The 17,056-nt window shown below is 57.4% G+C and carries 14 protein-coding genes and 1 pseudogene; 4 read left to right on the forward strand and 11 right to left on the reverse strand.

Going from position 1 to position 17,056, the window contains the following annotated elements:
* Positions 1-10 precede the first annotated feature (10 nt).
* The gene (locus V6R85_RS25530; RefSeq protein ID WP_112958732.1) at positions 11-1,594 is read left to right on the forward strand and encodes a Na+/H+ antiporter; all 1,584 of its coding nucleotides are present in this window, start codon (positions 11-13) and stop codon (positions 1,592-1,594) included.
* Positions 1,595-1,845: 251 nt separating this feature from the next.
* Complete coding sequence (locus tag V6R85_RS25535) at positions 1,846-2,910, forward strand: class I SAM-dependent methyltransferase (RefSeq protein ID WP_112958733.1); 1,065 nt, start codon at positions 1,846-1,848, stop codon at positions 2,908-2,910.
* A 102-nt stretch (positions 2,911-3,012) separates the two neighbouring features.
* Here the strand turns inward: V6R85_RS25535 and V6R85_RS25540 are convergent, their stop codons facing one another.
* The 11 genes and pseudogenes from V6R85_RS25540 to V6R85_RS25590 form a co-directional block, all read right to left on the reverse strand.
* Positions 3,013-3,258 (reverse strand): hypothetical protein, encoded by a 246-nt coding sequence (locus tag V6R85_RS25540; RefSeq protein WP_003509633.1) that lies wholly within the window; start codon positions 3,256-3,258, stop codon positions 3,013-3,015.
* Between the two features lie 43 nt (positions 3,259-3,301).
* A complete protein-coding gene (locus tag V6R85_RS25545) occupies positions 3,302-3,649 on the reverse strand; it encodes a cupin domain-containing protein (RefSeq protein WP_003509631.1) in 348 nt (115 codons plus the stop codon).
* Positions 3,650-3,704: 55 nt separating this feature from the next.
* Positions 3,705-5,030: an NAD(P)/FAD-dependent oxidoreductase gene (locus V6R85_RS25550; RefSeq protein WP_003509630.1), complete on the reverse strand. Its 1,326-nt coding sequence runs from the start codon at positions 5,028-5,030 to the stop codon at positions 3,705-3,707.
* Between the two features lie 12 nt (positions 5,031-5,042).
* Positions 5,043-5,933 (reverse strand): ABC transporter permease, encoded by an 891-nt coding sequence (locus tag V6R85_RS25555; protein WP_003509628.1) that lies wholly within the window; start codon positions 5,931-5,933, stop codon positions 5,043-5,045.
* Positions 5,934-5,974: 41 nt separating this feature from the next.
* Complete coding sequence (locus V6R85_RS25560) at positions 5,975-6,925, reverse strand: ABC transporter permease (protein WP_060723831.1); 951 nt, start codon at positions 6,923-6,925, stop codon at positions 5,975-5,977.
* A 129-nt stretch (positions 6,926-7,054) separates the two neighbouring features.
* On the reverse strand, positions 7,055-8,716 hold the full coding sequence (locus V6R85_RS25565; protein WP_112958734.1) for a peptide ABC transporter substrate-binding protein: 1,662 nt from the start codon (positions 8,714-8,716) through the stop codon (positions 7,055-7,057).
* Positions 8,717-8,853: 137 nt separating this feature from the next.
* Positions 8,854-10,185 carry an NAD(P)/FAD-dependent oxidoreductase gene (locus V6R85_RS25570; protein WP_003509622.1) on the reverse strand — a complete coding sequence of 444 codons (1,332 nt, stop codon included), beginning with the start codon at positions 10,183-10,185 and terminating at the stop codon, positions 8,854-8,856.
* Position 10,186: 1 nt separating this feature from the next.
* Positions 10,187-10,900, reverse strand: coding sequence for an SDR family NAD(P)-dependent oxidoreductase (locus tag V6R85_RS25575; protein ID WP_003509620.1), 714 nt, complete (start codon positions 10,898-10,900; stop codon positions 10,187-10,189).
* Positions 10,897-11,382, reverse strand: coding sequence for a MarR family winged helix-turn-helix transcriptional regulator (locus tag V6R85_RS25580; protein WP_003509618.1), 486 nt, complete (start codon positions 11,380-11,382; stop codon positions 10,897-10,899). The genes V6R85_RS25575 and V6R85_RS25580 overlap by 4 nt, the downstream gene beginning before the upstream one ends.
* A 301-nt stretch (positions 11,383-11,683) precedes the next feature.
* Positions 11,684-13,321: an ABC transporter ATP-binding protein gene (locus tag V6R85_RS25585; RefSeq protein WP_099086986.1), complete on the reverse strand. Its 1,638-nt coding sequence runs from the start codon at positions 13,319-13,321 to the stop codon at positions 11,684-11,686.
* Between the two features lie 150 nt (positions 13,322-13,471).
* Positions 13,472-13,738, reverse strand: a pseudogene (locus tag V6R85_RS25590) (phosphogluconate dehydrogenase (NAD(+)-dependent, decarboxylating)); the annotation flags it as partial.
* Positions 13,739-14,151: 413 nt separating this feature from the next.
* Between V6R85_RS25590 and V6R85_RS25595 the strand changes: the two are divergent.
* Complete coding sequence (locus V6R85_RS25595) at positions 14,152-15,921, forward strand: diguanylate cyclase (protein WP_112958735.1); 1,770 nt, start codon at positions 14,152-14,154, stop codon at positions 15,919-15,921.
* Between the two features lie 520 nt (positions 15,922-16,441).
* The coding region (locus tag V6R85_RS25600; RefSeq protein WP_336377335.1) for an MFS transporter at positions 16,442-17,056 on the forward strand (615 nt) is incomplete at its 3' end.

Genomic DNA, 17,056 nt, shown 5'->3' on the forward strand with positions numbered 1-17,056 from the left:
GGGGACGCATATGGACGGCACGCATCTTTTCGAACTCGTGATCGCGATGTTTCTCGCCATTATCGTGCTGCACTACATCGCACACCGCATGGGCCTGCCGCCGTCCGTAGCGCTTTTGGTGGGCGGGGGAACGTTGGCATTCTTCCCCGGTTTGCCCACCATCTCCGTCAATCCGGAACTGGTTCTGGTGATATTTTTACCGCCACTGCTGCTCGACGGAGCCTGGTCGATCGCCGTGGATCGCCTGAAACGACACGTCTTCGGAATTGCATCTCTCGCGATCGGCGCAGTGCTGTTCACAACAATCGTCGTTGCGGTTGTTGTCCACTTCCTGATGCCGTCCCTGCCGTGGGCTGCCTGCGCAGCCCTTGGTGCCATCGTTTCACCTCCCGACGCAGTTTCGGCACGGGCCGTGCTCGAACGGGTGAAGATTCCGAGACGCCTCCATATCCTTCTGGAAGGAGAAAGCCTCCTGAATGACGCCAGTGGACTCGTACTCTTTCGTTTTGCCGTAGCGGCTGCGGCTGGCGGTACGTTCAGCACAACAGACGCACTCGGTGAATTCATCTTTCTGGCCGCAGGTGGCGCCGCAATCGGCGCGGTGGTCGGCTTCGCATGGGTAAAGCTTGTCCGGCATCTGGGTGACGAATATCTGATGATCGCCGCGACGGCTATTCTGTCGTGGGCCGCCTATCTTTTGGCGGAAAGGATGCACACATCCGGTGTGATCGCCACGGTGACCGCGGGGTTGATTGCATCATGGCATCAGCACACGGTGCTGTCTGCAGCGACACGCATGCGCGGCACGTCATTCTGGAACGTCCTTGTTTTCCTGATGGAGGCAATGGTTTTCATCCTGATAGGACTGTCGCTACGTGACGTCGTTGAACGTGGCGGCGGCTTTGGCTCACTGGTTGGTTCCATGGCCCTCCCCGCGGTGACGGTCCTCGTTACGCTCGTCATCGCGCGGTTCGTGTGGATATTCGTATCGGATTTCGTCATCGGGTTATTTCATGGCTTGAAACTCGCTCGCTCCACACCCCTCGGAGCAGGAGGGGTAACAGCGCTGGGTTGGGCAGGCATGCGCGGCGTCGTCACGCTGGCGCTTGCTCTCAGCCTGCCGGAGGATTTTCCGGGACGCGACTTCATTCTGGTCATGGCATTCGCGGTCATCGTGGGAACCGTTCTCATACAGGGAACGACGCTTGGATGGATTATCGCGTGGGCGGGGCTCGGCAATATCGAACCGGAGCGTGCACCGATGACAATGAGCGAGGCCGAAGCCTCCATGGCGCAGGTCCAGTTCGCAACTGTTCAAGCGCTTGCCCATGATGAAAACGGAGAGCTTATCCATCCCCAACTCCTGAAGAGATACGAACATCGACTGACGGCAAGCGTCAAATATGCCGAAAGCACCGAGAAATATTCGCCACTTCTTCATGCCCACTTCGATGTCGTTCTCCAAGCTGTCGCTGCCGGCAGAAGAGAACTCATTCGTCTGCGACGCGAAGGGAAGATCGATGACGAAACACTACGAGAGCTTGAGCATGATCTCGATCTTGAAGAGCTCAGCGCAATTTCTGCGAAGGCGTGACTGGGGGTCGACTCCCAGTGCCATCTCCCAGCGAACCTTATTACTTCGAGCCAGTTTACGACGTCCCCAAACCGTCGACCATCGCCCGTGTGGGTGACCCTGGACAGGAGCGGACTACCGAAAAGGGCGATAGTCGTTCGCGTGACAATTTCGGGGCATTCGGCTATGTTACATGGTCTACGAGCATTCACTGACGCAATCAATTTGCGGTCAGCCTTTGCCCGCCAACGAAGCTTATTGGGGGGAATGCGATGACACAGCTCGACGAAACAAAACTACATTCTTTCATTGGCAAAATGCTGGGCGACCTCGGAGGAGCCTTCAGCGTTCCAACTGTCAGGATCGGTTTGAGATTGGGCCTCTTCGATGCGCTGCATCGCGTCGGACCGGTAACGTCCGCAGGCCTGGCGGCGGCCTCTGGCGGCCTTTCTGAGCGATATGTCAGGGAGTGGGCGCTGGCACAGGCTGCGAACGGGTACATCGACTACGACAGCGGTTCCGAGATGTTCAGTCTCTCACTCGAGCAGGCGATGGTTTTCGTCAACAAGGACAGCCCCGTCTATCTGGAAGGCGCTTTCGATCTGGTGGCCGCGATGATCGAGGGAGAGCCAAAGGTTGAGCACAGTTTCCGGACCGGCGGCGGGGTGCGGTGGGGAGACACTGCGGGTTGCCTGTTCTGCGCAACGGGCGCGTTCTTTCGGCCGGGATATGTGAACAATATCGTGCAATCGTGGCTGCCTGCCCTTCAGGGCGTGGAGGACAAACTGGTGAAAGGGGCCAAGGTGGCCGATGTCGGCTGTGGCGTTGGCTTCTCGACAATTCTTATGGCCGAGGCATATCGCAACGCCAGCTTCATCGGCTACGACTTCCACGAGCCATCCATAGAAGAGGCGAACAAACATGCCCGAAGCCATGGAGTGGACGACCGGGTGAAGTTCGTCGCGGCGACGGCCAAAGACATCAAGGATACGGATTTCGATCTCATCACCAGTTTCGACTGTCTGCACGATATGGGTGATCCGCGTGGGTGCGCGGGGCACATGTCGCGCATTCTCAAAAAGGACGGCACCTGGATGATCGTCGAGCCCATCGCGGGCGATCGCCCAGCGGACAATATGAACCCTATCGGCCGCCTTTACTACAATGCCTCAACCATGATCTGCGTGCCGACTTCACTTGACCAGGAGGTGGGTGAAGGATTGGGGGCTCAGGCTGGGGAAGCGAAGCTTTCCGAGGTCATCCGCTCGGGTGGCTTTACCCACGTCAGGCGGGCCTTTACGGGGCCTTTCAACATGGTGCTGGAGGCGCGGGCTTAGGAGGTTTCGCAGGTGGGGAAAGCGTCGCGTCGATATTGAAAACCTCGCGTCGCTGGCCTTGTCGGCACGGCAAATAGGAATAATAAGGCTATCGGCGACAGCTTAGACGAACAAGCCGTCTGCGACCGCGAAACCGCTTTTTTGCAAATCGCTCAGTGTGGTGTCGAGGAACTGGATCGAACCGCCATCCGGCGACGCGACCAACAGTTCATTTGCCGAAACCACCGTTGTGGCCGCCAGCAAAGCGGCCTTGGATACAAAAAGATCGCTGGTGAATACCAGAGTGTCATCGGCCCGCAACCGATGCACGATATCGGCGCCGTGCACCCCTGCCGAACCAGAACGCATCGGCACCGCAGCGTGCAAGGTTGCTGGAAGAGACGGCAGATTGTTAAGGCTTCGGAATAACCGTTGCCAGCTTGCGAAACGGCGACAGGATTTCGAGACGGCTTGGAACCCCCTTGGCGATGCTGACGATCGAGCCCGGACCAATCTTCACAGGATCGGCGTCCGCCTGCGAATAGATCGCCTCGCCCTCCACCACCACAAAGGTTTCTTCAAGTTCGCGGCCAGGGTAGTTGTAGATGCCGGGCTCCGCCCTCCAGACGGCGACGATCGTACCATTCTCGATGTCGTCCTGCCATATCTGGCGGCGGTAGGAGCCGCTGCCTCGTCCTTCGGCCGGCATGGCTGGAACAAGGTCCACATCGTCGGAAATATTGAAAATCGGCATTGTCATGAACATTCTCCTCGCTAGGTTTGATTTAGGGTTCGTCGGATTAAAGCTTGGCGCGTCACGCATGGGGCGGAAGCTCCCTGCCCGCGAGCCTTGTCGCGATATTATCGCGCAGGCGGTAATATCTTAGGGTCAGGGCTGGCGCGAAATTCATGTAGAACGGTGCGGATTTCAGCGGCTCCAGTTTCAGGGCCAATCCGTTTTCCGGCTTGCCGAGCGCCCATTCCGAAAGGATGGAACCGAGCATCGAGCCTGTTGGCACGCCGCGACCGGAGAGACCTGTCAAAGCCACGACGCCCGGTGCGAGATCATAAAAGCGTGGAACGGTGCGATATTGCATGTCCAGTTCGCCAAACCAGACATAGTCCCAGCGAATATCCTCTGTGATCTGGGGATGCAGCCATTTCAGCCGCTCGCTCATGACCTGTTTTGTATAGATCATGTCCCGCCCACGGCGCCCCATGGGAAACATCGAAGCCACAATCCGGCCTTCGGCATTATATTTATACACATAGATGTCACCACGGCCGTCGTGGATCGTCGTGTTCTGTGGCAGGACGGAAAGGCGGGTGTCTGCGGACAGGATTTGCGATGCGGCAACGAAGACGCGCTGAATCTTGAAGGTGCGGTCGAGCTTCGGCCACCCGCCCACAGTGTAGGCACCGGTGGTGAAAATTACTTTCGATGCAACGACCTCGCCGTACTCCGTCGTTACTTTCCAGCCGCCACCTGCCTCGCGCTCGCACCCTGCTACGCCCGAGCCGGTGAATATCCTCCCGCCTTCCTGGAGGACTGCCCTGCCAAGTCCTCTGGCATAACCCAGCGGATTGAGATGGCCCGCCTCCTCGTGCAGCCACCCCCCATGGAAACGCGGGCTCCCGGTCACCGCGGCCACTTCATCCCGGTCGAGAAGCCGGGTTCTGGCGCCGACCTGATTGTAGGTCTCGACCTTGCGTTTCAGCTCCTCCATCGCACCTTCATGCGGCGCGCCCATCACATAACCCCTCTGCACCCATTCGCAGTCGATCTGGTAATCGCGGATCATCTGTGAAACGCGATCATTCGCCCGCGTCTGCCGTTCGATGAGCCGTTCCGCCCAAGGTTCGCCAAGCATCTTGCGCAGTTCAGGCAGGCTGTAATGCGTAAAGGTCGGAGTGCAATGCCCGGCATTGCGGCCGGAACCTCCAAAACCGATTTCCTGCCGCTCCAGAAGAACGACGTCAACGCCGGCCCTGGCCAGTTCGAGCGCGGTAGTGAGACCAGAGTACCCGGCACCGACGATGCAAATATCGGCTTTGATGCGACCGGAGAGAGGTTTCGTCAGCGGCGCGGAAGCGGCCGTCGCATACCAGAGCGTGACGTCAAAGGGCGAGAAAGAAGCCATCAACCCGCACTCTCAATTCAGATCGCTGCGGGCATCGAGCGCGTCGCGAAGTCCGTCGCCTATGAAGTTGAAACTCGTGACGGCGAGTGTGATGGCGACACCGGGGACGATGGCGAGCCAGGGCGCCTTGTCGAGATATTGCTGGGCACCGTTCAACATGTTGCCCCAGCTTGGCAGCGGCGGCTGAATGCCGTAACCCAGAAAACTGATGTAGGCCTCAAGAAGAATGGCGCGCGCCACCGTCAACGTCGCCGCGACGATGATGGGCCCGGCAGCATTTGGCAGTAATTCCCGAAACATGATCCAGCCATTGGGCAGACCAAGCATGCGGGCTGCCATCACGAAGTCTCGCTCGCGCAAGGAACGGACCTCTGCCTCGACCAGACGTGCAATCTCCATCCAACTCGTGACGGCAATGATGACCGTGATCATGAACGGGCTCGGCTTGACGAAAGCGGCCAGTGCCAGAAGCAGGAAAATGCTCGGGAAAGAAAGAAACGCATCAACGAAGCGCATCAGGATTGCGCCGACGCGACCGCCGTAATAACCGGCAACGACACCGATGACTGTCCCGATCACCGTCGACAGCACCATGGCGAAAAACCCGACAAGCAACGAGATGCGGCCGGCATTGAACAGTCGCGCCGCGATGTCGCGCCCGAGGGGGTCCGTACCGAATATGTGGTAGCCGGTCATAGGCGGCGCAAAGCGCGCGCGCAGATCAATGAACAACTCGTCGTAAGGCAAGAGATATGGGCCGACAACGCAGGCAAAGATCATGATCGTGATCATGATGACGCCAAGAACTGCCAGCTTGTGGCGGGCAAAGCGGAGAAGCGTACGGTTCTGCCACCAGCGGAAGCGTGGCACGGCGCGGGTGGGTTGGAGTGTGGCAGCGGACATGGTCTTTCCTTCCGTTGATTGCGGTGCTCGCCGGTTAAGTCCTATCCGAGCCGGATACGGGGATCGACGAGAGCGACCATCAGGTCAGCGAGCAGGCTGCCGAGCAGCACGAGGATTGCGGAAAACATCAAAAGGCCCATGACCACCGGATAGTCATGATAACCAAGGCTATCGAGGAAGAGACGCCCCATGCCCGGCCAGGTAAAGACGGTTTCCGTAACAAGCGCACCTCCGAGGATCGTCGGGAGCTGAAGGCCGGCAAGCGTGATCATCGGCAGGAGGGCGTTACCAACGACATGTTTCATCAATACCCGACGTGGCGACAGCCCCTTGGCCCGCGCGGTGCGGACGAAATCCTGATTGATGACGTCAAGCGTCGCGGTCCGCATATAGCGGCTCCAGACGGCGATATTGACGAGGGCTAGCACCAGGCTCGGCATGATCAGGTGGATCGCATAGTCGTAGAATGACTGGTCACCGATGGTGTACATGTTGCCCGCAGGCAGCCATTTCAGCCGCAGCGCAAAAACATAGATCGCAACCAGGCCGAACCAGAAAGTTGGAATGGACAGTGCGATCATCGCGCCGACTGTCGCGGTATAATCGAACAACGTATAACGCTTGGTGGCACCCTTGATCCCGATCCACGTACCGACAAGGATCGAGACGACCGTCGATGAGATCATCAAAAGCAATGTCGCGAAAAGATGTCCGGAGATAATGTCGAGAACCGGGCGCTGGTCGCGATAGGATTTACCCCAATCACCCTGCAGTAATCGCCAGGCCCAATCCAGATACTGGATCGGCAAAGGCCGATCGAGGCCCATCTGGTGGGCGATGCGGTCGAGAGCTTCCCGCGTCATGCCCGGCGTGAGAGCAAATTGCGACAGGGGCCCGCCCGGCGCAAGATTGAGGATCGCAAATCCAATAATCGAAACAAGCAGCAGGAGCACAAGGCTCTGCCATATGCGGTGCAAAAGAAAGGTCAGCATGGGTGAGACTCCAGGTCGCATCGTGGACAGGCATCAAGCCCGTCCACGAATAGCCGTCAGTGCACCGGCTGTTTCAAAGCCGGCGCGTTCCACATATCTCGGAGCAAAGCCCCGTTTCGTGGCTCGCCTTTACGCCAGATGCCAGGTCGCAACGTTCCATGTGTCGATGCGCGTATTGACGTTCGGCTTGACGTTCTCGATACCCTGCTTGTGGCCGCGGACCGTCGCATATTGGAACAGCGGCAGAAGCGGCATTTCCTTGCGCATGATCTCTTGAATTTTCAGGTAAACCGCCTTGCGCTCCTCCGGCACGAAGAGGCTGCCGCCTTTCGCGAGAAGATCATCAACTTCCCCGTTGGCAAACTGCCAGGTATTCTGGCCCGAACCGCCTTTCGCCGGGCTCGACGTCGAACGGAAAAAATCAGATGTATCGGGGTCGGGCCCGGTCAGAAAATCGAGACCAACAATAACGGAATCGAATTTCGACAACATCCAGTAGTCGCCCCACATGACAGCCGGCGGCAGGTTGGAGATGGTCATTTCCACGCCGATATCCTTAAAGGATTGCTGCATGTATTGCTGCACCTGTTCGCGGATGTGATTGCCCGCTGTTGTCGAGCAGGTGAAGGCAAGCTTCACCCCGTCCTTCGCGCGAACACCATCGGCACCGGCCACCCAGCCCGCATCATCCAGAAGCTTCTTCGCCTTTTCGATGGAATATTCATGTTTGGGCAAATCCGGATTGTAATAGAATGACTGCTGGGGGACGTAGCTCTCCGTGGGAGTTGGCAAACCGTAATAGAGCGCCTCTATGATCGACTGTTTGTCGATTGCGGAGTAGAGAGCCTCCCGGACAGCCGGATCCTTGAATTGTGGCCGCTCCATGTTGAAGGAGAGCGATTCAATCGTTGAACCGGGTACGACATTGACAACCTTTCCGGAAAGATCCTTGGCCTCGTCATAGTGGTCCGGCGTGATCCACTGCAGACCAACAACGTCGATATCGCCTGTCTTGAACTGGGTGTACAGAACATTGAGGTCAGGGACATATTTGTAAATCAGACGCTCGACATGCGGGCCGTCACCAAAATAGTCGGTGTTGGCTTCAAGAAGGATGTAATCGCCGGCGACGCGTTCCTTCCATTTAAAGGCTCCGGTACCGACAGGTGCGTTGTTATAGGCGGCTGTGTTGCGGTCGGCTTCCGCACCGAGAAGATGTTTCGGGGTCATGAAGGTGGAAGCAAGGATAGACGGATAGGGCGCAAAGGGCTTCTCCATCTTCCAGGTGATTTCCGTCGGGGACACGACGCTTAGGTCACGGACGAATTCATGTCCGGTCTTGCGCCACGACCGGAAATTCGGATCGACGAGAAGCTCAAGTGTGAACTTGACATCTTCGGCGGTAAACGGCTTTCCATCGTGCCACTTGACGTCGTCACGAAGCTTGACTTTCCAATTGAGACCATCGGCGGAAATACCGCCGTTTTCGACTGTTGGGACCTCCGCTGCTAGCGCGGCGACGAAGGCGCCCTTCTCGTCCACGTAAAACAGCGGGTCAAAAATGCTGAAGTGGATCCCTTCATCCACTTCAATGTGGGGCATATGCGGATTGAAGACAGTGGGTTCCTGAGAGAAGCCGACGGTCAGCTGGCCTTTGGCAGACTTGTCCTGCGCCATGGCGCGGGAAAAGACCGGAAGTCCGGAAAGGACGACACCGGATGCACCAAGTGCAAAAAGGCCGAGTGCCTGGCGGCGGGTGGTATTGATAAGCGGCTTGTTCTGGTCGGACATTTTTAGTTCCCCTTGATCCGATGGTTGAACATGACGATTATTGTTTCTTCCGCCTCTTTGGGCAGTTTGGCTCCCTTCGACAGTTGCCTGCATTGTGCTTTGACATGACGGCTTGCGCTCGGCCCCGTGGCGTCACCCTAGAATCCGCTGACGAGTTTGATCTTCGAGCCATCGCTAAAGCGGCTGAACCGAAAATCATGGCGATCAACGATCGGGTTACGGCCGGTTACAATGTCGGCCATCAACTTTCCGGCCGCGGGCCCTATTCCAAACCCGTGGCCTGAAAAACCGGTCGCGACATGGAAACCCGGAATGGCGTCAACGGCGTCGATGACCGGAATGGCGTCCGGCGTTACATCGATCATGCCTGCCCAGCGCTGCGAGATTTCCACCTTTTCGAAAATCGGAAATGCCTGTTTCAGCTTCGCCAGAGCGCCGTCCGTCATCGCTTTCGACGGAACCGGATCGAGCACGCGGTTATATTCGAAGGGCGACGGCTCATCGAGATTCCAGCGACGCGGTATGCGCCATTCATCGTAGAACTTGCCCGTCAGACGCAGATCGAGCGAACGCCACTCGTGCCGCAAAGCAGGCAGGAATTTCAACGCGTAGCGGAAAGATGCCGGAACGATGTCGACGATATTCTGAAAGCCGTTTGCGATCGTATATCCACCATCCAGACGCTTGCGGATAGCAAAACCATTTGACCAAATTGCCTCTTCCGGCCCGCCCTCCAGCGGCTTTGTCCGCAGCACAGAGTTCATGACCTTGAGCTGCGGTAAGTCGAGCCCGTTATTACCCAGGAAGAGGCTGGACCATGCGCCTCCTGCCATTACCACAGCCTTGCAGGCGATTTCGCCACGCTCCGTCACCACGCCGGAGACCCTTCCACCTGAAAGCTGGAGGCCGCGCACTGCGCATTCTGTGAGGATAGCGGCGCCCCGATCGCGTGCCGCTTCCGCAATCGCGGGCGCTGCCCGCTGCGGCTCCGCGCGGCAATCACCGGCGGTGTAGAGCGCACCGGCAATATTCATGTTGGATCCAGGATATTTTGACTTGAATTCCGCCGCACTCAGCATGCGACTCTCAATCTGGTAGCCCTCAAGATTGTGGTTCCAGCGTTCGTGCTCGGCAAATTCCCGTTCATTGGCGCAGGTGAAGACGATGCCGGATTGTTTAAAACCCGTCTCCCGCCCGGACCGGCGATTGAGGTCGGCCCAGATGCGAAGCGCCTCTGCCATTAGGGGCACTTCGCGCGGGTCGCGGCGGGAAATACGCACCCAACCCCAGTTTCGGCTCGATTGCTCGTGCCCGATGCCGCCTTTTTCACACAGGGCAACTCGCAGCCCCTGATCGACAAGTTCGAGCGCGGTAGAGGTACCGATGATGCCGCCGCCTATGACAACGACGTCGACTTCTTTCGGTAATTCCGCATCCCCATGAACGGGAACGACATAAGGACCGGGCATGTCAGAAAAACTCCTCAAGCTGGCAATTAATGGCGAACTCGGCAACGGAGGCCTCGTTCGGAAGGGACAGCAGCATGGCAATGATACGGGCGAGATCCGCGGGCTGGGTCATCTGCGCGGCCGGCCGCTCGGATAGGACCGCAGCCATGTCGGTTGCCACAAATCCGGGGCAGACGGCGGTCGCGCGCACGCCCTTGTCGAAGCCCGCCTGCCGAACGGCGTGCGAGAGGGCCACGGCGGCAAATTTGGACAAGGAATAGCTGCCCGACGATGCCGACTTGACGCGCTTGCCCGAGAGAGATGCGAGGATAATCACTCGGCCACGACCGCTTTCGCACAATGGATCCCATGCGGCCTTCACAAGCCTCCGCGGCGCCTTGACGTTCACGGAAAACATTGCATCGATATCGTCGTCGTCAGCTTCGATCACGGTCTTCGGGATCATGATGCCCGCATTCGCCACGATGGCATCGATGCGACCGAACCGCTTAAGGGCATCTTGCGTCCATCTTTTTTCAGCAACCACATCATTCGCATCGTAAGTGAAGAGATGAACTTTTTCTTCGTGACCTGCGGCCCAGGAAGGCAGCGCGGGGGTGCGCATACCAAGTGAAACCCGCCAGCCTTCCTCCAAGAGGGTTGCGCCAATTTGATCGCCTATGCCGCGGCTTGCACCGGAGATGAGAGCAACGCGTTGTTCCGATCGATTTGTCATGAAAGCCCCACGATATGCCGATAGGCCCGACGCAAGATGTCGATCACCTGTTTCTGTTCGTCCTCTGGAATGAAGCTGAAGAAATCGCGAGACTGCTGCGGAACGATCTCGCGAACTTTCACGGCGAGTGCCGCCCCTGCTTCGGTGATATAAAGTTCCTGCGCGCGGCTGTCTTCCTGCGACACTTCCCGGCGGATGAGGTCATGTGAAACCATCTGGTCAATAATCCTGCCCATGGCCGAACGGTCACGCATCGTGAGATGCGCTATCACCGAAGGGCGGATGCCAGGATAGTCATCAACGAGCAGCAGGGTCGTGATTTTTCCTGTTCCCTTCGCCACATCCAGTCCCTCCAGCCGGTCATCGAGATCGCGCGACACGGCAAGATTGATCGTGCGGATGTAGAAGCTCAACGTGTCTTCGAGAACATCGAGATTGATGTCGGTCGGTGATACGGGCGGTTTCGCAGTTGGCTTATGCATGAGTTTTCCGATCGAATGGCCACAGGACAGCAGTTGCGGGTACGCTTTCCGGGCGCGCCACAGTGCAGGTTTCGGCCATGTCGTATTGCAGTTTTGTGACTATATGAAATGACAGTTAGTGGACAAATGCAACTACTTTTCCACAAATTATGAAATTTATTTATATATTTCATTGCCTTATATCAACGTGTTAAAGCGCCGTCGGACCAGGCGAAGTCCGGCGGTCAGAGCGTTTGGAATTGGCGCTCGAGACAAATAGACGTTAGGGCAAACTGCCCGGACGTCTAAATTGTTACATGGCCTAGGCCGTAGCCGCCGGCTCCCAGTCTGCGCCGGGTATGGCCGCAACGAGTTTCTGCGTATAGGGGTGCGTGGGCGATCGGAAGATTTGGGTGGGCGGCCCCTGCTCCACCACGGTTCCCTTGTGCATGACAAGCACATCATCGCAAATCTGGCTTGCGACCCTGAGATCATGGGTAATGAAGATCATCGCCACCTTCATTTCTCTTTGAACATGGGCCAGAAGTTGCAGGACCTGCGCCTGTATGGACACGTCCAGCGCAGAAACGGCTTCGTCGGCCACCAGAACAACCGGGTCGAACATCAGGGCGCGGGCAATACCGATGCGTTGGCGCTGACCGCCGGAAAACTCGTGCGGAAAACGGTCATAGGCCTGCTCGTCCAGACCAACGAGCTTTAGAATTCCAAGGGCCTTTGTTCTCGCTTCGTGCAAGGCCATTCCATGAGCCAGCGGACCAACCGTCAGAATTCTGCCGATGGTGTGGCGCGGATTGAGCGAAGCAAACGGATCCTGAAAGATCATCTGAATATAGGGCCGCAAGGATCGAAACGCGCTTTCGTCCATCGCAGCTATATCGCGACCGTCGAAGCGAATGGCGCCGCCATCCGAGTGAAGCAACTTCAGCAAAACGCGCCCAAGCGACGACTTGCCCGAGCCGCTCTCCCCGACAACACCGAGTGTCTGCCCTTTTCTCAGCTTGAAGCTGACGCCGTTCACCGCCTTGACGGTCCGGGCCTTGCGGAAAAACGAGCCGGAACTGCGGTATTCCTTTTCGAGGTTTTCCACTTCGAGAACAACGGGAGCGCCTTCGTCAAGCGGGCGCTGTGCGTTGCGCATGCGCGGCACAGCAGCAACCAGCCGCTGCGTGTAGGGGTGAACCGGGCTGACCAGAACCTGATCCGCCCTTCCCTGCTCGACGAGATATCCCTTTTCCATCACCACAACACGGTCGGCAATTTCCGCAACCACACCGAAATCATGGGTGATGAACATCACGCTCATGTTTTTCCGCTTCTGGATTTTTCGGATAAGGTCAAGGATCTGCGCCTGCGTGGTAACATCAAGCGCAGTCGTCGGCTCATCGGCAATCAGGACATCCGGATCAAGCGCCAGCGCCATGGCGATCATGACACGCTGCCGCTGTCCGCCGGAGAGGCGGAATGGATATTGCAGTCGCATCAACGACGGGTCGGGAAGGCCCACCTCCTCCAGCAATTCCAGAACCTTGGCGTTTCGGCTCTGCGGCGTTCCGGCCCCATGGGCTTCCAGGACTTCTGATATCTGGTCGCCGACGGTCATCAACGGGTTGAGCGCGGAAAGCGGATCCTGAAATATGATCGAGACCGCCTGACCGCGTAAAGGCCGGATTTTTTCCTCTCTGGCCGAGAGGATGTCCATTCCTCTAAAGTGGATTTCGCCGGAACTGACTGTGATGACCGGCGACAAAAGTCCCATGATCGTACTTGCGGTAACGGACTTGCCGGATCCCGACTCGCCGATGATGCAAAGGATTTCCCCGGCGTGAAGGTCGAACGAAATATCCTTGACCGCGTGGCTGCGCTCCATTCCCGGCGGCAAATCCACCGTGAGATGACGAACGGATAGCACCACGTCGGCCGACGTGGCTGAATGCGACATAAGTTCCCCTTGTTTTTTGTAACTTTGTTCGCGTTTGCCCGGCATATCGCGCCGGAGACAAAATAGTGGACTATATCCACTATCTTGTCCAGTAGCGGCTTCCGCCTGAAGCCGGCCCGTCCGATCGTTACTTGTCGATGGCCTGCGCGCCTATTTTACCTTTTCCAAATGGCCACCAAAGGCATTGCGCATTGCCGAGAGCACTTTGCCGGCAAATTCGGCCTCACCGCGTGACGAGAAGCGCTCAAACAGCGCCGATGCCAGCACGGGAGCCGGTACGCCCGTTTCGACAGCCGCCTGCAGTGTCCAGCGCCCCTCGCCGGAGTCCGAAACCCGGCCACCATACTGGTCTAGATCAGGGTCCTGCTTCAGGGCCTCGGCCGTCAGATCGAGCAGCCACGAGCCGATGACAGACCCGTCTCCTTCTGTGCTATGCGCTATGGGTGCTTCATTCACCGAGACGAACGGTAAAGCGCCGTTTTACCAAACTCCCGCGTTCCCCCAAAAGCAGGTGAAGACGATCTGGCTGCACGCTATGTCCTGCATGGGCCAGTCAACGAAATACGAACGCAGAATGCAGTACCACGCGCATTATCATGTGGCGCATGTCCACATCGGATGCGGCCTTACCGGTAAGCTAGGTACTGGCGAAATGGCACACAACTAAAGATTTGGTAATTTAATCCACACAGCGCGTTGGACATTTTGGACTGCGGGACTAAGAGGTAGCCATAGGGGATCAGACAGACCTGGCGAAATGATTGGTCAAACCCACAAATTGGACCCGCCGCACCCGGTCGTGATACCGTGCGGCAAGATTTGGCACCACCATGCGACTTGGCACCATCACAAACCTGGCTTATGCCGTGACGCTGATACTGACGACAGTATCAGCCACCACATTCATTTTGTCGGCAAGAAGCGCGTCTCAAGAGCGCGCGACAATCGAGTCTCATCTCGAATTAAACGATCTTGCCGAGGAACTGGTGATCATCGCGGACGAGCGCGCCGAGGAGGCACGTCTTTACGTTATGCGAGGCGACGAGCAGCATCTGGCAAAGTTCTATGTCGACGAAGATCAGGAAAACCACCTCGAGAAAGCCTTGGATAAACTCTCCGCGCTCGGTGCCTCGCCGCAGGAAGAAGGATTGTTTCAGGATATACGAAAGAGCGCTGACAGGCTGGATGCGATGGAGCGAGGGGCCATCGCTTCTTATCGCTCCGGGCGCCAGAGTGATGCGCAACAGGTCCTGTTCGGCGACGAGTACTATCAACTGCATACGAGTCTGCTGAATACCGTTGCAAAGGTGAGAGAGACCGTTGCGGCACGCACGCAGGCGACAGTCGACCAGGCCAAAAGCCGAAGTGATTTCTACGGATCTATCGCCAAGGTGATGCTTGCCCTGACCGCACTGATGTTTTTGGCCGTATTGTACTTTGTCCTCAGCAGACGTGTTGCCGCGCCCCTTATCAGAATGAGCAATATCGTCATGCGCCTTGCCCGGCAGGACTACAGTATAGAGGTACCAGACGAAGGGCGACGTGACGAAATTGGAGAAATGAACCAAGCCATTCGCATCTTCCGCAGCAACGGGCTGGAACGGGAACGGCTTGATGCAGAGCACCGCAGGAACCAACGCATCAAGGACCTAATCCTCCAAATGATGCATCGAATTCAGGCGTGCCAGAATCAGGATGAATTGTCCGACGTCGTTGCGAAATTCATGCCGCAGATTTTCCCCGCTATCGCGGGCCGGCTGCTTGTGCTCAAGGAAAACAGTACACTTCTCCAATCGACCGGAAAATGGTCCGACCCTTCGTTTTCCGCGCCCGAGTTTTTGATCGATGATTGCTGGGCTCTGCGTCGCGGACGCCCCCACACCAACAACCCGGACGGGGACGACGTCGTCTGCCATCACCTCCATGGAAATTTCGGAACCGGTCTCTGTATACCGCTGACCGCCTTGGGGGACACCGTAGGCCTGTTGTACCTCGAAATTCCCGCAAGAAACGAAACGCTGGAGACAGAGCGACTTTATCTGGAACTCCTCGCCGAGAATATTGGTCTTGCCGTCGCAAACCTCCAGCTGCGGCAGCGGCTGCTTGGCATGGCCAGACAGGATGCCTTGACCGGTCTCCTGAACCGTCGGTCTCTTGATGAGGCGCTGAACAGGCATATTGAGAAGCCAGACGATTCACTCGCCTGTCTCATGCTTGATATCGACCATTTCAAGCGCTTCAATGACCGCTTTGGCCACGATGCCGGTGACGCGGTGATGCAATATGTTGCCCAAGTCCTTTCCGAAGCCGTCGGCGAGCTGGGTGAACTATTCCGTTTCGGCGGCGAGGAATTCACTGTGTTGATGCCGGCTGCGGGTATTGAAGATGCCATCAAGGTTGCGGAGAGACTCCGGCGTGCAGTCGAACGCGCGCCATTCAACTATCGCGGTCGCCTGCTTGACCCGGTCACCGTATCCGTCGGTATTGCAACCGCACCGGCGGGAGGGACAGTGAGTAGCGTGCTGGAACGAGCAGACGCCGCACTCTTGAACGCCAAACAGAGCGGTCGCAACAAATGGGTATCTTCCGACGCGATGTGAGCCAAGGGGCTTGGCACAACGAGGCCGTAAATAAACGCCTCATGCCACGGGCGTCGACGGTGCCTGCCAGCGCCCTTTGGAACTCAAAACTGGACACCTGTCCGACCAACGGCAGGCCATGACCTGGAACCCTAAATGCCAAGGACAGCGAAAACGTGCCGTTCGCCCGTCTGTGCCGTGCCGTATGATGGCTTAACCAACATAACGGGCTCCGTGAATTGAAAAATATCGAGATCAGCGGCAATTACCGTGAGGCGCGTGATCCACTCGCGGGCCGAACGCCTCCATAATCCCCGCAACATTACCTGGAATGTCCCTCTATCAATTTACCCACGTGATGTACGGCATCTCCCTAAACCACATCGCCCGCGTTTGAACCTGAAACAGCGGCCACGCACATGTACATCCAAACGTTGTGCAACGCACAAATTTCGGAGGAATAGGCATGAAATTCGGATTTTTAGATACATATCATCCGAAAAAATTCGTCTAAAACTCTCCCAACTCAAGGAGAGAGACCATGACGGACACGACATCAGAATTTGATGGGGCAACGATTGGCCTGGAGGCCGCAGAGGAACCCGCATGGACCACCGCAACCTGGTTTGCGGTTCTTTCGATGGCGGCCACCAGTTTTGCGCTGGTATCGGCCGAGTTTCTGCCAGCGGGATTGTTGACGCCCATGGCGCGCGATCTCGGCATTACCGAGGGTACAGCCGGGCAGGTTGTTACGGCTACAGCTTCCGTGGGCGCCGTGACGGCCTTGCTGAGCAACGTTCTCATCGGCAAACTAAACCGCAAGAGCGTGCTTGTCGGTCTTAGTGCGCTGGCGATCGGCTCCAACATTCTCGCGTCATTTGCGAGCGATTTCTGGCTATTGTTGGTGGGCCGGGCCGGACTGGGTATCGCGCTCAGCGGTTTCTGGGCGCTTTCGGTTGCGGTTGTTGCACGGCTCGTTGGCGCAAACTCGACCGGGCGCGGCATGGCTATCGTCACCCTCGGCGTTTCGCTTGCCACCATCGCTGCCCCTTCAATGGGTGCCTTGATCAGCGACTGGCTGGGATGGCGCATCGCCATGTCGATGACGGCGGGGCTTGCCGTAATTGCGATGCTGCTGCAGATACTCAGCCTGCCG

The organism is Agrobacterium sp. CCNWLW32 (genome assembly GCF_037083425.1).
GTDB lineage: Bacteria > Pseudomonadota > Alphaproteobacteria > Rhizobiales > Rhizobiaceae > Agrobacterium > Agrobacterium radiobacter.

Coding starts and splice junctions, on each gene's coding strand:
- V6R85_RS25530 (WP_112958732.1), top strand. CDS start 11: ATGGACGGCACGCATCTTTTCGAACTCGTGATCGCGATGTTTCTCGCC.
- V6R85_RS25535 (WP_112958733.1), top strand. CDS start 1,846: ATGACACAGCTCGACGAAACAAAACTACATTCTTTCATTGGCAAAATG.
- V6R85_RS25540 (WP_003509633.1), bottom strand. CDS start 3,258: ATGCGTTCTGGTTCGGCAGGGGTGCACGGCGCCGATATCGTGCATCGG.
- V6R85_RS25545 (WP_003509631.1), bottom strand. CDS start 3,649: ATGACAATGCCGATTTTCAATATTTCCGACGATGTGGACCTTGTTCCA.
- V6R85_RS25550 (WP_003509630.1), bottom strand. CDS start 5,030: ATGGCTTCTTTCTCGCCCTTTGACGTCACGCTCTGGTATGCGACGGCC.
- V6R85_RS25555 (WP_003509628.1), bottom strand. CDS start 5,933: ATGTCCGCTGCCACACTCCAACCCACCCGCGCCGTGCCACGCTTCCGC.
- V6R85_RS25560 (WP_060723831.1), bottom strand. CDS start 6,925: ATGCTGACCTTTCTTTTGCACCGCATATGGCAGAGCCTTGTGCTCCTG.
- V6R85_RS25565 (WP_112958734.1), bottom strand. CDS start 8,716: ATGTCCGACCAGAACAAGCCGCTTATCAATACCACCCGCCGCCAGGCA.
- V6R85_RS25570 (WP_003509622.1), bottom strand. CDS start 10,185: ATGCCCGGTCCTTATGTCGTTCCCGTTCATGGGGATGCGGAATTACCG.
- V6R85_RS25575 (WP_003509620.1), bottom strand. CDS start 10,900: ATGACAAATCGATCGGAACAACGCGTTGCTCTCATCTCCGGTGCAAGC.
- V6R85_RS25580 (WP_003509618.1), bottom strand. CDS start 11,382: ATGCATAAGCCAACTGCGAAACCGCCCGTATCACCGACCGACATCAAT.
- V6R85_RS25585 (WP_099086986.1), bottom strand. CDS start 13,321: ATGTCGCATTCAGCCACGTCGGCCGACGTGGTGCTATCCGTTCGTCAT.
- V6R85_RS25595 (WP_112958735.1), top strand. CDS start 14,152: ATGCGACTTGGCACCATCACAAACCTGGCTTATGCCGTGACGCTGATA.